General features: G+C 59.9%; 8 protein-coding genes. 7 read left to right on the forward strand and 1 reads right to left on the reverse strand.

Going from position 1 to position 14,159, the window contains the following annotated elements:
- The 5 genes from bcsZ to AFK66_RS00225 all read left to right on the forward strand — a co-directional run bounded on the left by bcsZ (nt 1) and on the right by AFK66_RS00225 (nt 9,841).
- The gene (gene bcsZ, locus AFK66_RS00205) at nt 1-1,116 is read left to right on the forward strand and encodes a cellulose synthase complex periplasmic endoglucanase BcsZ (RefSeq protein ID WP_007779131.1); all 1,116 of its coding nucleotides are present in this window, start codon (nt 1-3) and stop codon (nt 1,114-1,116) included.
- Nucleotides 1,098-4,601, forward strand: a complete 3,504-nt coding sequence (bcsC, locus tag AFK66_RS00210) for a cellulose synthase complex outer membrane protein BcsC (protein WP_023897803.1) — start codon at nt 1,098-1,100, stop codon at nt 4,599-4,601. The genes bcsZ and bcsC overlap by 19 nt, the downstream gene beginning before the upstream one ends.
- Nucleotides 4,602-4,724: 123 nt before the next feature.
- The gene (locus AFK66_RS00215; RefSeq protein ID WP_032968480.1) at nt 4,725-6,683 is read left to right on the forward strand and encodes a sensor domain-containing phosphodiesterase; all 1,959 of its coding nucleotides are present in this window, start codon (nt 4,725-4,727) and stop codon (nt 6,681-6,683) included.
- Between the two features lie 181 nt (nt 6,684-6,864).
- On the forward strand, nt 6,865-8,151 hold the full coding sequence (locus tag AFK66_RS00220; protein WP_007779121.1) for a dicarboxylate/amino acid:cation symporter: 1,287 nt from the start codon (nt 6,865-6,867) through the stop codon (nt 8,149-8,151).
- Between the two features lie 199 nt (nt 8,152-8,350).
- Nucleotides 8,351-9,841, forward strand: coding sequence for a M16 family metallopeptidase (locus AFK66_RS00225; protein WP_023897804.1), 1,491 nt, complete (start codon nt 8,351-8,353; stop codon nt 9,839-9,841).
- An 86-nt stretch (nt 9,842-9,927) separates the two neighbouring features.
- On the opposite strand, the gene kdgK is transcribed toward AFK66_RS00225, so the two are convergent.
- On the reverse strand, nt 9,928-10,860 hold the full coding sequence (gene kdgK, locus AFK66_RS00230; RefSeq protein ID WP_023897806.1) for a 2-dehydro-3-deoxygluconokinase: 933 nt from the start codon (nt 10,858-10,860) through the stop codon (nt 9,928-9,930).
- A gap of 232 nt (nt 10,861-11,092) precedes the next feature.
- On the opposite strand from kdgK, the gene pdeH reads away from it, so the two are divergent.
- The gene (pdeH, locus tag AFK66_RS00235) at nt 11,093-11,866 is read left to right on the forward strand and encodes a cyclic-guanylate-specific phosphodiesterase (RefSeq protein ID WP_007779113.1); all 774 of its coding nucleotides are present in this window, start codon (nt 11,093-11,095) and stop codon (nt 11,864-11,866) included.
- 64 nt (nt 11,867-11,930) lie between these two features.
- Nucleotides 11,931-13,988 (forward strand): AsmA family protein, encoded by a 2,058-nt coding sequence (locus AFK66_RS00240; protein WP_023897808.1) that lies wholly within the window; start codon nt 11,931-11,933, stop codon nt 13,986-13,988.
- The last annotated feature ends 171 nt before the right edge of the window (nt 13,989-14,159 follow it).

Here is a 14,159-nt window from a genome sequence, read left to right on the forward strand (position 1 = left end):
ATGAAGAATCTGTGCAGATGGCTTGCGGCGGGGCTGCTGCTGGCGACCGTTTCAGCCCATGCCACCTGTGGCTGGGCTGACTGGGACCGCTTTAAAGGCGGCTATATCAGCGAAGAAGGACGCGTGATTGACCCAAGCGATCCGCGCAAAATCACGACGTCAGAAGGGCAGAGCTACGCGCTGTTCTTCGCCCTCGCGGCCAATGACCGCGAGGCGTTCGATAACATTCTTCAGTGGACGGAAAATAACCTTGCGCAAGGCTCGCTGAAAAACACGCTGCCCGCCTGGCTGTGGGGCATGAAAGGGCCGGACGAATGGACGGTGCTCGATACCAATTCGGCTTCCGACGCCGATCTGTGGATAGCCTGGAGTCTGCTTGAAGCGGGGCGCTTGTGGAAAGAGCCGCGCTACAGCGACACCGGCAAAGCGCTGCTGGATCGCATCGGCAAAGAAGAAGTGGTGAACGTGCCTGAGCTTGGCGACATGCTGCTGCCGGGTAAAGTGAGCTTCGCCGAGCCGACGCTCTGGCGCTTTAACCCAAGCTATATGCCGCCGCAGCTGGCGCGCTATTTCACCCGTTACGGCAAACCCTGGACGACTATCCGCGATACCAACCTGCGCCTGCTGCTGGAAACGGCCCCGCAGGGCTTTTCGCCGGACTGGGTGAGCTATGAGGCGAAGAAAGGCTGGGTGATGAAGCCTGCGGCACCGCAAAAACCACTGATTGGCAGCTACGATGCCATTCGCGTTTATCTGTGGGTCGGCATGATGAACCCGGCGGATGAACAGCAGGCGCCACTGCTCAAAAAACTCAGCCCGATGGAAACCGCCACGATCAAAGCGGGCGTGCCGCCGGAAAAAGTGCGCGTCACCGACGGCAAAACCCAGGGCAACGGGCCGGTGGGCTTCTCCGCCGCGCTGCTGCCGTTCCTGCAAAACCGCGATATCCAGGCGCTGCAACGCCAGCGCGTAGTGGACAACTATCCGCAGCAGGACGCCTACTTTAGCTATGTATTAACCCTGTTTGGCCAGGGATGGGATGAACACCGTTTCCGCTTCACCGTTGACGGTGAGCTGCAACCCACCTGGGGAGAGTCATGCACAAGTTCGCGTTAAGTATCACCGCGCTGGCGCTCGGCGTCGCCCTCAGCGGGCAGGCGCAGGCGCAGCCCGATATCCGACAGCAGTTGCTTGAACAGGTGCGGCTTGGCGAAACGGCCAAACGTGACGATCTGGTGCGCCAGTCGCTCTACCGTCTGGAGCTGATGAACCCGGACGACCCGGACTTTATCGCCGCCAAAATGCGTTATCTGCTGCGTCAGGGCGATAACGCGGGCGCGCAGCAGCAGTTTGCGCGCTTAGGCAAGCTCGCTCCGCAATCCTCGGCATATCAACAGGCGCGTATCACGCTCGCGCTGGCCTCGCCGGAAGGGCGTCAGCAACTGCAACAGGCGCGTCTGCTCGGCACGACGGGGCATACGCAGGAGGCGCTGGCGGCGTATCAAAAATTGTTTAACGGCGCGCCGCCGGATGGCGATCTGGCCGTCGAATACTGGGCGCTGGTCGCAAAAGATCCGGCGCAGCGCGACGAGGCCATTCGCCAGATGCAGGCGCTGGACGCCCGCGCGCCGGGCAATGACCAGCTACGCACGCAGCTCGCGCTGCAGCTCTTTTCCGCCAACCGCCAGCAGGAGGGTTTCAGCGTGCTGGAGCAGATGGCGAAATCGGGCAGCGGGCGCGAAACGGCGGCAGATCTCTGGTATCAGCAGATCCAGGGCATGCCCGCGAGCGACGACAGCGTCGCCGCGCTGGAGCGTTTCTTACAGGTGTTCAGCAGCGGTGAAACCGCTGATAAAGCCAAAGGGCTGCTGGCTGAACAGCAAACCAAACTCGCCGATCCGGCTTATCGCGCCAGAATGCAGGGCATCGCGCGGGTGGAAGAGGGCCAGGGGGCTAAAGCCATCTCCGAACTGACCACCGCGGTAAAAGCGAACCCGAATGACAGCGAAGCGCTGGGTGCGCTGGCGCAGGCGTACTCTCAGCAGGGCAACCGCGCACGCGCGGTGCCGCTGCTGGAGCAGGCGCTAAAAGAGGATCCGAACAGCCCCAACAGCGGCCGCTGGCAGAGCCTGTTGCAGGTGAACCGCTACTGGCTGTTGATACAGCAGGGCGACGCGGCGCTGAAAGCCAACAATCTGGCGCTGGCGCAGCAGAAATATCAGCAGGCCGCAACGGTGGATAACACCGACAGCTACGCGGTCCTTGGCCTGGGTGACGTTGCCGTGGCCAAGAAAGACGACGCGGCGGCCGAGCGCTATTACCGGCAGGCGCTGCGCATGGATAACACCAACAGCAACGCGGTGCGGGGGCTTGCGAATCTCTATCGCCGTCAATCGCCGGAGCGCGCCGAAGCGTTTATCGCCACGCTCTCCGCCAGCCAGCGGCGCAGCATTGACGATATCGAACGCAGCATGACGAACGATCGCCTTGAGCAGCAGGCCGCCGCGCTCGAAGCCGAAGGGCGCTTCGCTGACGCCGCCGCGGTGCAGCGTCAGCGTCTGGCGCTCGACCCGGACAGCGTCTGGATAACCTACCGGCTGGCAAGCGATCTGGCTTCTGCCGGCCAGCGCCGCGACGCCGATACCGTGATGGGGCAACTGGCGCAGCGTAAGCCCGGCGACCCGGAACAGGTGTACGCCTACGGGCTTTATCTCTCCGGCAGCGATCGTCAGCGCGCCGCGCTAAGCCACCTTAATACGCTGGCGCGCGACAAATGGACGCCGAATATTCTTGAGCTGTCGCAGCGTTTACAGACCAATGAACTGATGGAGACGGCCAACCGCCTGCGCGACAGCGGGGAGGAGGCGCAGGCCATCGCGCTGTTGCGCCAGCAGCCGGTCTCCGACCGTATCGATTTAACGCTGGCCGACTGGGCGCAGCAGCGCGGCGATAACGCCACGGCGCGCGCGCAGTACCAGACAGTGTTAACACGCTCGCCTGCCAGCGAAGAGGCGCGGCTGGGGCTTGCGGAAGTGCTGATCGCGCAGGGTGATAACGCGGCCGCACGTGAGCAACTCGCGGCGCTGCAAACGCCTGCCGCAGGCGGTGAACCGCGCTCGCCCGGCACGCAGCGGCGTATTGCCAATGCCGAAGCGGCGCTTGGCGACACCGCGCGTGCGCAGCAGGCTTTCGCCGTGCTTGCCGCTACCGCGAAAACGCAGCCGCCATCGCAGGAAAGCGCGCTGGTGCTGCGCGACGCGGCGCGCTTTCAGCGTCAGAACGGGCAGCCGCAGCAGGCGTTGCAGACGTATCGTGACGCAATGGTCGCCTCCGGCATCACGCCGACGCGCCCTGGCGATAACGACGCCTTCACGCGGCTTACCCGCAACGACGCCAGTGACGACTGGCTGAAGCGCAGCGTGCGTGGCGATGCGGCGGATCTCTATCGCCAGCAGGATTTAAACGTCACGCTCCAGCACGACTACTGGGGTTCCAGCGGTACGCCGGGGTATTCGGATCTGAAAGCGAACACCACGATGTTGCAGGTGGATGCGCCGCTGCGCGACGGGCGGCTGTTCCTGCGTACCGACGCGGTGAATATGAATCCGGGCAGTTTTAGCGGCAACAGCTACAGCGAAACCTGGGGCACCTGCGCCGAAACGCCCTGCTCCGGTAACGCGAAACAGCGCGCCTCCGGCGTGAGCGTAGCGGCGGGCTGGCGTAACGATACCTGGGATATGGATATCGGCACCACGCCGATAGGCTTTGATGTTGTCGATGTGGTGGGCGGCTTAAGCTACAGCAGCGATCTGGGGCCGATTGGCTATACGCTGAACGCGCATCGCCGCCCGATTTCGAGCTCCATGCTGGCTTTTGGCGGGCAGCGCGACGCGCCGTCCAATACCGGCACGACGTGGGGCGGCGTACGCGCCACCGGCGGCGGCGCGAGCCTCAGCTACGATCGCGGCGAGGCGCACGGCGTCTGGGCCAGTCTTAATGCCGATCAGCTCACCGGCAAAAACGTCGCTGATAACTGGCGGGTGCGCTGGATGAGCGGCTATTACTACAAGCTGATTAACGAAAATAATCAGCGCCTCACCATTGGGCTTAACAATATGGTGTGGCACTATGAGAAAGATTTGAGCGGTTATTCTTTAGGCCAGGGCGGTTACTACAGCCCGCAGGAGTACGTCTCTTTCGCGGTGCCGGTCGCCTGGCGGATGAGAACGGAAAACTGGTCGTGGGAGCTTGGCGCGTCAGGCTCGTGGTCGCACTCCCGCACGAAGACCGAGCGCCGTTATCCGCTGTCGGGGCTTATCCCGACGCCTGTGATTAACACGCAAAACCCGGCGTTAAGCCGTTACGCCGATAAGGACGCGCTGGAAGAGGGCAGCAGCAGCAATGGCTGGGGTTATACGGCCAACGCGCTGATTGAAAGACGCATTACCTCAAACTGGTCGGTGGGTGCCGCCATTGATATTCAGCAGGCGAAGGACTATACGCCGAGCAATTTCTCGCTGTTTATCCGCTATTCGCAGGGCGGCTGGCAGGGCGATATGGATATGCCGCCACAGACGCTGACACCGTACGCCGACCGGTAATAAGATTAATGCGCGTTCGGCCCGCCCGCGCGGTTAAATTCCACAACAATGCAGTATACTCCCGCCCGCAATGATAATTATGAGTGATTATCATGCGGGCAGTGGCATCAGTGGAGAATCAAGTTGCGAGTCAGTCGTTCCCTCACGATTAAACAGATGGCGATGGTTTCGGCCGTTTCCGTCTTTTTTCTTTTTATTTTCAGCGTCGTTTTGCTGTTTCATTTCGTGCAGTCGCATCGCTACCACACCGCCATGCAGATGGAGAGCATCGCCCGCTCGGTGCGCCAGCCGCTCTCTGCGGCCATTCTGAAAGCCAATATTCCGGAGGCGGAGGCGATCCTTCGCCAAATCAAACCTGCTGGCGTGATTAGCCGCGCGGATGTGGTGTTGCCCAATCAGTTCCAGGCGTTGCGCATGCGCTTTACGCCGGAGCGCCCCATTCCGGTGACGCTCGCCCGCGTTTTTGAGCTGCCGGTGCAGATCTCCCTGCCGCTCTATTCGCTGGAGCGGCCCGCCAACCCGCAGCCGCTCGCCTATCTGGTCTTGCAGGCCGACTCCTGGCGGATGTACCGCTTTATTATCAATGCGATTTCGACACTGTTGACCACCTTCCTGCTGCTGGCGCTGATCCTCTCGGTGGCGATCACCTGGTGTATCAACCGCCTGATCCTGCACCCGCTGCGCGATATCACGCGCACGCTGAACGCGCTGGACGCGCATGAGCTGGCGCATCATCAGCTCGCTATTCCGCGTCTGCATAAGGATGATGAGATCGGTATGCTGGTGCGCACCTATAACCGCAACCAGCAGGCGCTTGCGCAACAGCTGGACGAGGCGCGCACCAGCGGTACCCGTTTCCCGCTCACCGGTTTGCCGAACCAGGCGCTGCTTGTCGCACTGCTTGAGCAGGCTGTCGCGGGCGGCGGCGCGACCGCGTTGCTGTATGTGGCCTGCGAGCCGCTGCGCGAGGTTGACGAATCGCAGCGCGAGGCGCTCCTGCTCGCGCGCGTCGATAAGCTGCGCTCGGTGCTGACGCCGCGTATGGTGCTGGCGCAGATAAGCCAGGACGATTTCGCGATTATCGCGCACGGCGTGAAAACGCCGGAACACGCGGTGACGCTGACGCAACAACTGCTGGCGGCGCTTAACGAACCGTCGGAGTCGGACAGCGGCGCGCCAGCGTGCGCGGCAAGTATTGGCGTGGCGATGTTCGATGGCCGCCAGAGCGCCTCGACGCTTTACCAGAGCGCGATTTCCGCCGCGCTGGACGCCCGGCGCAGCGGCGTCAATCAGGTAGCATTTTTCGGCGAATCCCCGGTGAGCGCGCAGGAAAGCGCGATGCAGAACGCGCTGGCGCGCCGCCAGTACGCTGTCTGGCTACAGCCGCAGGTGGATATGCGCAACGGCAATATTGTTGGCGCGGAAGCGCTGCTGCGCGAGCGCCAGCCGGACGGCGAATGGTCGTTACCGGTGGGGCTTATCGATAATATTGAGTCGAGCGGGCTTATCGTCACCGTGGGCGACTGGGTGCTGGAAGAGGCGTGTCAGATACTGGCGCGCTGGCAGGCGCACGGCATTATGCTGCCGCTGTCGGTAAATGTGTCGTCGTTGCAGTTGTTAAAGCGCGATCTGGTGCAGACGATGCTGCAACGGCTGGAACGCTACGCCATTAAGCCCGGCACGCTGATTCTGGAGATGACGGAAAGCCAGCGCATCGATGATACCGAAGCCGCCATCGCCATTCTGCGCCCCCTGCGTGAGGCGGGCGTGCGCATCGCGCTGGACGATTTCGGCATGGGATATTCGAGCCTGAGCCAGTTACAGAAGATGAAAGCGCTGCCGGTGGATAGCCTCAAAATCGACAAAAGCTTTATCGATAGCCTGCCGGATGACGACAGCGTGGTATCGGCCATCATCAGCATGGCGAAAAAGCTTAACCTTGAACTGGTGGCCGAGGGCATCCAGAACGAGGCGCAGCGCGACTGGCTATTAAACGCGGGCGTGACGGTGGGTCAGGGGTATCTTTTCGGCAAGGCGGCAACGCCTGCGGCGTTTGAAGACGGCTGGCTCGCAAAACCGTAATGCCGCTGCAAAGCTGGGCTGGGCAACATGAGCTGACGCGTTTCAGCTCATAAATCTTAACATTTATGTTTCCAATTTGATGCTCTGATATATCTGACATGTTTTACGGGTGTTACTTTTAGCGCTACAGGCGGGATTTTCACACACAATTCCTGTGGTTATTACCTTCAAGGACACCCCTATGAAACTCTCTATTTTCAAAAGCCTCTATTTTCAGGTATTGACCGCGATAGCCATCGGGATATTGCTCGGTCACTTCTACCCGGAGCTTGGCGCGCAGATGAAGCCGCTGGGCGATGCCTTCGTGAAGCTGATTAAAATGATTATCGCGCCGGTGATTTTTTGTACCGTCGTGACCGGCATCGCGGGTATGGAAAGCATGAAGGCGGTGGGGCGTACGGGGGCGGTCGCGCTACTCTATTTTGAAATCGTCAGTACTATTGCGCTGATCATAGGCCTGGTGATTGTGAACCTTGTCCAGCCGGGCGCGGGCATGAACGTTGACCCGGCGACGCTCGATGCCAAAGCCGTCGCGGTCTATGCCGAGCAGGCACAGCAGCAGGGCATTGTCGCGTTCCTGATGGATGTTATCCCTTCAAGTGTGATTGGCGCGTTTGCCAGCGGCAATATCCTGCAGGTACTGCTGTTCGCCGTACTGTTTGGTTTTGCGCTGCATCGCCTGGGCCGCAACGGCCAGCTCATTTTCAACGTGATTGAGAGCTTCTCGCAGGTCATCTTCGGCATCATCAACATGATCATGCGTCTCGCGCCCATCGGCGCGTTCGGCGCGATGGCGTTTACCATCGGTAAATATGGCGTCGGCACGCTGGTACAGCTCGGCCAGCTGATTGTCTGCTTCTACATCACCTGTATTCTGTTTGTGGTGGTTGTGCTGGGAAGTATCGCCCGCGCCACCGGCTTTAACATTTTCAAATTCATTCGCTATATCCGTGAAGAGCTGCTGATCGTGCTTGGCACGTCGTCATCGGAATCCGCGCTGCCGCGTATGCTCGACAAAATGGAAAAGCTGGGCTGTCGCAAATCGGTGGTGGGGCTGGTTATCCCGACCGGCTACTCGTTTAACCTCGACGGCACCTCGATTTACCTGACGATGGCGGCGGTGTTTATCGCTCAGGCGACCAACAGCCATATGGATATTTTCCATCAGATAACGCTGCTGGTAGTGCTGTTGCTGTCCTCAAAAGGCGCGGCAGGCGTGACGGGCAGCGGGTTTATCGTGCTGGCGGCGACGATTTCCGCCGTAGGCCATCTGCCGGTGGCGGGGCTTGCGCTCATTCTCGGTATCGACCGCTTTATGTCCGAAGCGCGCGCGTTAACCAACCTCGTTGGTAACGGCGTGGCGACGATTGTCGTCGCGAAGTGGGTAAAAGAGCTTGATGAAAAACAGCTTGATGACACGCTGAATAACAAGAATTCTGCCGCCAAAACGCAGCAAATCTCCTCCTGATCACACTCTTTAGCCCGCCGCTGCTTGCTCTGGCGGCGGGTGCCTGCGCATAATTAACGTTTATTTCACTCTATTGCGCGACATTTCCGCTTTTTTGCGGTCTAACGAAAAGTTTAAGCGCTATCTTTGGCGACGGGCCATCGCAGCCTTTTGTCGCCATTTGACTGTTTTTAACCAGGAATGTTGATCAGGGGTACACATGCAGGGCACAAGAATTCGACTTATCGCTGGCGGCTTACTGATGGCGGCCGCCAGCCTCGTGCAGGCAGAACCGCTCCAGCCCGACCCGGCCTGGCAACAGGGCACGCTGAGCAATGGCTTTCAGTGGCAAATCCTCTCCACGCCGCAGCGCCCGAGCGACCGCATTGAAATTCGTCTCACCGTTAACACCGGGTCGCTTGCTGAAAACACTCAGCAGAGCGGCTATACCCGTTTTCTGCCGCGCCTGGCCCTGACCCAGAGCGGAAGCCTCCAGGCGGTGCAGGCGCGCTCGCTCTGGCAGCAGAGCATCGATCCGAAACGCCCGATGCCGCCGGTCGTGGTTTCTTACGATTACACGCTGTTTAACCTGAGCCTGCCGAATAACCGCAACGACCTGCTGAAAGAAGCGCTGACGTATCTCTCTGACACCGCCGGGCGGGTCGCCATTACGCCGGAAAGCATCACCAAAGCCCTGCAAACGCAGGATATGGTCGCCACCTGGCCAGATACGCAGGATGGCTGGTGGCGTCAGCGTCTGAAAGGCTCGACGCTGCTGGGCCACGATCCGTCCGTTGACCTGAAACAGCCGGTAGATGCGAAACAGCTCGACGCTTACTACAAGAAGTGGTACACCCCGGACGCCATGACGCTTATCGTGGTCGGTAACGTTGACAGCCGCGCGGTGGCGGAGCAGATCAACAAAGCGTTTGGCGAGCTGAAAGGCAAACGTGAAACTCCGGCCCCGGTGCCGACGCTGTCGCCGCTGCGCCGCGAGCCGGTCGCTATCATGACCGACAGCGTGCGCCAGGATCGTCTCTCCATTATGTGGGATAACCCATGGCAGCCGATCCGTGAATCCGCCGCGCTGCAGCGTTACTGGCGTGCGGATCTGGCGCGCGAGGCGCTGTTCTGGCACGTTCAGCAGAACCTGAGCAAAAACAACATCAAAGATATCGGTATCGGCTTTGACTGCCGCGTGCTGTTCCAGCGCGCCCAGTGCGCTATCAACGTTGAATCGCCGAACGATAAGCTCGACAGCAATCTGGCGCTCATCGCCCGCGAGCTGGCGAACGTGCGCGAAAACGGCTTGTCGGTGGATGAGTTCAACGCGCTGATCGCGCAGAAAAAACTGGAGCTACAGAAGCTGTTCGCCACTTATGCGCGCACCGATACCGATGTACTCATCAACCAGCGGATGCGTTCGCTGCAAAATCAGGTGGTGGATATCGCGCCGGAGCAGTACCAGAACCTGCGTCAGAGCTTCCTTAATAACCTGACTGCCGCGGAGCTGAACCAGGATTTACGCCAGCAGCTCTCTCAGGAGATGGCGCTTATCCTGCTGCAACCGAAGGGTGAGGAAGAGTACAGCGTGAAGGCGCTTCAGGAGACGTGGAACCGCATTATGACGCCTGTGGCCACCGCGCCTGCGCCGGATGACGCGCGCCCGGATGTCACCGACATTCCGCCTCCCGCTGACAAAAGCAATTAATCATCACCCGGCTCCGGCCGGGTTTTTTATGCGCGACGGAAATAAAAAGCCCGGCGCGCAGGCCGGGCTTCTCGAATACGTCAGGTTTAGTGCGGCATCGCCTCGCGCGGGATTATCGCGCCGCGATACTGAATCACGGTGCTGGCGGTCAGGTGGCCGCGTTTTGCCGCCGCTTCGGGGCTGCCGCCGGTGAGACGCACCGCCAGATAACCGGCGCTGAACGAGTCGCCTGCGGCAGTGGTGTCGATCACGTTCTCTTTCGGCAACTTCACCGCAGGCACCTCGCAGAGCGCTTCACCCTGTACCGCCACCAGACACGATTCGGCACCACGCTTAATCACCACTTCACGCACGCCCGCCGCCTGGGTGCGCGCAATGACCTCATCGACAGGTTTCTCGCCCCACAGCGCGTCTTCGTCATCCAGCGTCAGGAAGGCGATATCGGTGCAGGCCAGCATCTGCCGGTAAACCTGCTGCGTCTCTTCACGGCTCGCCCACAGGCGCGGGCGATAGTTATTATCGAAAATCACTTTACCGCCGTTGGCGCGGCAGGTTTTCAGCAGGCCGAGCAGTTTTTCACGGCTTTGTGGGTTTAAAATCGCCAGGCTGATGCCGCTCAGGTAGAGATAATCAAAGCGCGCCAGCTGCGCGCAGATGGCGTCGGCCTCGTCGCTCTCCAGCCAGAACTTCGCGGCGGCCTCGTTACGCCAGTACCAGAAGGTGCGCTCGCCGCGTTCGTCGGTTTCGATGTAATACAGCCCCGGCAGGCGGTTATCCATACGCTGCGTGAGTCCGGTATGCACGTTTTCGGCCTGCCAGGCATTGAGCATCTGCTGGCTGAACGGGTCTTTGCCAAGCGCGGTGACATAATGCACGGACAGCGCCTGCGGGCTCACCTGACGGGCGATATAGACCGCGGTGTTGAGCGTATCGCCGCCAAAGCCGCGGTTCATCTGCGCGCCTTTTTCCGACAGTTCAATCATGCATTCGCCAATCACGGCAATCTTGTGCTCTGACATAGTGACTCACCTGAAAACGAGAAGATGGGCGTTAGTGTGTGCCGCCGCGATCGCGCAGTCAAACCTTTTAAAACGCTGTTCCAGTATTTTTTGAGCTGCGCCCATATTTCTGAAGAAAAGCATTATTCTTTATAACCCTACGGGTCGGACAACTGTGCATAAAGTTCTCAACCGTAGCGCCGATAATTCCAGGACGAGTCCGGTAAACCCTCACATCACAGGACCCTTTACCATGAATTTAAAACAGGTCACTCACCGGCTGGCGCTGCCGTCGGCGAGTGTCGAAAGCCTGCACGAGCGGCGCTACTGGCTGCAGTGCGAGCGTACCTATACTTATCAGCCGATATACCGTACCGACGGGCGTCTGCTGGCGGTCGAGTTGCTGACTATCGTCACGCACCCGGGCGATCCCTCGCGCCGCATCGCGCCCGACCGCTATTTTGCGGGCCTGCCGGTACGCTATCGCGTGGAAGTGATTGAAGAGCAGCTACAGGTGCTGTCATCGCGCGCGCCGTTTTTCACGGAGAACCACATTCTGGCGTCCGTAAACGTGGATGGCCCGACGCTCATGGCGATGCGCGATATGCCGCAGATCCGTGCCCTGACCGAAACGCTGCCGTGGGTGCGCTTTGAGCTGGTGGAGCACATCAGCCTGCCGCAAAACTCGACGTTTGCGAGTTTCTGCGAATTCGGCCCGCTGTGGCTGGACGATTTTGGCACCGGTATGGCGAACTTCTCGGCGCTCAACGAAGTGCGTTATGACTACATCAAAGTGGCGCGCGATCTGTTCATCATGCTGCGTCAGAGCAGCGAAGGCCGAAATCTGTTCACCATGCTGCTGCAGCTGATGAATCACTACTGCGAAGGCGTGATTGTCGAAGGCGTGGAAACCCTGGAAGAGTGGCAGGATGTGCAACAGTCGCCTGCACTGGCCGCGCAAGGCTATTTTCTGTCGCGCCCGGTGCCATTCGAAACGCTGGAAACGGTAATACTCAGACTCTCCTGATGAGCTTTGCGCTTTCGTCAACTATCTTTAGTTGAGGCAGGCATCATCAGGACGAGGTGTGAGGATGACAAAAACAACCAAAATTATCAGCGTGGTAGCAGGGGTTTTCTTGTTGCTGGTCGTGGTCGCCATCATCATTATTGCGACGTTTGACTGGAACCGGCTTAAGCCGACCATCAACCAGAAGGTCTCCACGGAGCTAAACCGCCCCTTTGCCATACGTGGCGATCTGGGCGTGGTGTGGGAGCGTAACAAAGACGAACCCGGCTGGCGAAGCTGGGTGCCCTGGCCGCACGTACACGCTGAAGATGTTGTGCTCGGCAACCCGCCGGATATTCCGCAAGTCACCATGATCCACCTGCCTCGCGTCGAGGCGACGCTCGCTCCGCTGGCGCTGCTCACCAAAACCGTCTATTTGCCGTGGATTAAATTCCAGAAGCCGGACGCGCAGCTGATTCGTTTGTCGGAAAAGACCAATAACTGGACGTTCGACATGAAGCAGAGCGAAGGCGAGGAGGCGCAGCAGCCATCTTCCTGGTCTTTCCGGCTCGACAATATTCTCTTCGATCAGGGCCGCGTGCGGGTGGACGATAAAGTCAGCCGCGCTGATGTGGAGATCCTCATCGATCCGCTCGGCAAACCGCTACCGTTTAACGAAGTGACGGGTGACAAAGATAAAAAAGGAAATGATAAGGTCGGCGACTATGTCTTCGGCCTGAAGGCGCGCGGCACCTATAACGACCAGCCGCTGCGCGGCAGCGGGAAAATCGGCGGGATGCTGGCGCTGAAAAGCGAAGGTACGCCGTTCCCGGTGCAGGCCGATCTGCGCTCCGGCGATACCCGCGTGGCGTTTGTCGGGACGGTCAACGATCCGATGAACATGGGCGGCGTCGATTTACAGCTGAAATTCGCGGGTAATTCGCTGGGCGATCTCTATGAGCTGACCGGCGTGCTGCTGCCCGATACGCCGCCGTTTGAAACCGACGGCCGGCTGGTGGCGAAAATCAACAGCGATAAAGGCTCGGTATATGACTATCGCGGCTTTAACGGACGCATTGGCGAGAGTGATATTCACGGCTCGCTGACCTACAGCCAGGGCAAACCGCGCCCGAAACTGGAAGGGGATCTGGAGTCGCGCCAGCTGCGGCTTGCCGACCTCGGCCCGCTGATTGGTGTTGATTCGGGTGCCGGGGCGGAGAAGAGTAAAAATTCCGAGCAGAAAAAAGGCGAAAAACCGGCGCAGCCGGGCGACAAAGTATTGCCGCACGACACTTTTGAAACCAACAAATGGGACGTGATGGATGCTGACGTGCGCTTTAAAGGCCGCCGTATTGAACACAGCACGCGCCTGCCGATTAGCGATCTCACCACCCATATTCTGCTCAACAATGGCGATTTGCGCCTTAAGCCGCTGAAATTCGGCATGGCGGGCGGCACGATCGACGCCAATATTCATCTCGACGGCGACAAGCAACCGATGCAGGGCGCGGCGGAGATTCAGGCGCGACGCCTGAAGCTCAAAGAGCTGATGCCGGACGTCGAACTGATGCAGCGTACGCTTGGCGAGCTGAACGGCGATGCGAAACTGCGCGGCACCGGGAACTCGGTCGCCTCGCTGCTCGGCACCAGCGACGGCAACCTGAAGCTGCTGATGAATGACGGGGTTATCAGCCGCAACCTGATGGAAATTCTGGGGCTGAACGTGGGTAACTTTATCGTCGGGCAGATTTTTGGCGACGACGAAGTGCGGGTCAACTGTGCGGCGGCGAACCTGAACCTGACCAACGGCGTGGCGCGCCCGGAGATTTTCGCGTTTGATACCGAAAACGCGCTGATTAACATCACCGGCACCACCAGTTTCGCCGACGAGCGGCTGGATCTGACCATTAATCCGGAAAGCAAAGGGGTGCGTATCGTGACGCTGCGCTCGCCGCTGTACGTGCGCGGCACCTTTAAAGACCCGGATTATGGCGTGAAGCCTGGGCCGCTGATTGCCCGCGGCGCGGTCGCGGCGGCGCTCGCGACGCTGGTCACGCCCGCCGCGGCGCTGCTGGCGCTGATTTCGCCGTCGGAAGGCAACGAGAACCAGTGCGGCGCGATTCTCGGGCAGATGAAGAAGTAACAGGGTTTCAGGGGGAAGGTGGGTGCGCTGCGCTTACCCACCCTACTCAAGAAGATATACGTCTCAGTTTGTAGGGCGGGTAAGCATAGCGCACCCGCCATCAGGCCGAGGCTCTCAAATCACCCGCCATTTTCACCCCTCGACTTCAAAAACAAAAAAGGCCGCCCGCGG

The sequence above is a fragment of the Cronobacter malonaticus LMG 23826 genome (assembly GCF_001277215.2).
Taxonomy (GTDB): Bacteria; Pseudomonadota; Gammaproteobacteria; order Enterobacterales; family Enterobacteriaceae; genus Cronobacter; species Cronobacter malonaticus.